At 72.9% G+C, this 1529-nt stretch carries 1 protein-coding gene; it reads left to right on the top strand.

Going from position 1 to position 1529, the window contains the following annotated elements; genetic code table 11:
- Positions 1-194 precede the first annotated feature (194 nt).
- Positions 195-1493 (top strand): DUF6986 family protein, encoded by a 1299-nt coding sequence (locus ACFXBC_RS35075; RefSeq protein ID WP_385034193.1) that lies wholly within the window; start codon positions 195-197, stop codon positions 1491-1493.
- The last annotated feature ends 36 nt before the right edge of the window (positions 1494-1529 follow it).

The raw sequence follows: 1529 nt of genomic DNA, 5'->3' as shown, positions 1-1529 counted from the left end.
CCTCCACCCCCCGCCCCCCACCCGCCGCCGCCCCCACCCCCCGCTGGCGGGGGCTGCCCCGCCGCACGCCGCGGGGCCCGCGGGCGGGCCCCCCCCCGGCTGTTTCGGCCAACCATTGACGCAGGTCATGACCGCCCGTTAACTTCGCTATGCGGATTGTTGATTCCGTGCAGCGGAAAATAGGAGGGTGAAGGATGGGTCAGCAGGAGAAGGTGGCGACGAGCCTCGCGGGTGCGGTCAGCGAGGACATCAGCGCTTCCCTGGTCGCGGTCGACGAGGAGCTGGCGAGCCGCTACCCGGGGGACCCTGGCACCCGCCAGCCCGTCCACACCGTGTACGTGCCCGGTGACACCTTCGACGCGGGCACCATCCGCTCCTGGGGCGACCAGGCGCTGGCATCCCTCGACACCCACGCACCCGACGCCGCCTCCTTCGCCGGGCTCCTGGGCATCGGCGACGAGCTCGCCACCGCCGTCCACGACCGGGTGCGCGCCAAGCTGGAGCGTGAGCCCGTCGAGGACCTGCGCATCGACTTCGAGGACGGCTACGGCCCACGCCCCGACGCCGAGGAGGACGAGGCCGCGGCCCGCGCCGCCCGGCTGGTCTCCGAGGCGTACACGAACGGTACGGCCGCTCCCTACATGGGCATCCGCATGAAGTGCATGGAGGCGGCGGTCCGCGACCGCGGCATCCGCACCACCGACATCTTCCTCACCGGCCTGATGCGGGCGGGCGGGCTGCCCGAAGGGCTCGTCCTGACCCTGCCCAAGGTGACCTACCCCGAGCAGGTCACCGCCTTCGTGCGCCTCCTCGAAGCCTTCGAGAAGACACACAGCCTGCCGGCCGGCCGGATCGGTTTCGAGATCCAGATCGAGACCAGCCAGTCCATCCTCGCCTCCGACGGCACCGCGGCCGTCGCCAGGATGATCGGCGCCGCCGAGGGCCGGGCCACCGGTCTGCACTACGGGACCTTCGACTACAGCGCCTGCGTCGGCGTGAGCGCGGCCCACCAGGCCAGCGACCACCCCGCCGCCGACCACGCCAAGGCGGTCATGCAGGTCGCGGCCGCGGGCACCGGCGTACGGGTCTCGGACGGCTCGACCAACGTCCTGCCGATCGGTACGACCGCCCATGTGCACGAGGCCTGGCGGCTCCACTACGGCCTCACCCGCCGCGCTCTGGCCCGCGCCTACTACCAGGGCTGGGACATGCACCCGGCGCATCTGCCGACGCGTTACGCGGCGGTGTACGCCTTCTACCGCGAGGGCCTGGAACCGGCCGCTGCCCGGCTCGCCGCCTATGTAGCCAAGGCCGGCGGCGATGTCATGGACGAGCCGGCGACCGCCAAGGCGCTCAGCGGATATCTGCTGCGCGGCCTCGACTGCGGCGCACTCGACGACACCGAGGTCACCCTGCTCACCGGCCTGAGCCGCGCCGACATGGAGGGCTTCGCGGGCCCGCGCCGCGCGGACCTGACGATCACCGCGCCCTGACGCCCGCACCGACAGCGCCGCCCCCGCCGGTTCTCC

The sequence above is a fragment of the Streptomyces sp. NPDC059398 genome (assembly GCF_042751845.1).
GTDB lineage: Bacteria > Actinomycetota > Actinomycetes > Streptomycetales > Streptomycetaceae > Streptomyces.
This window is presented reverse-complemented; position numbering and strand designations above follow the sequence as displayed.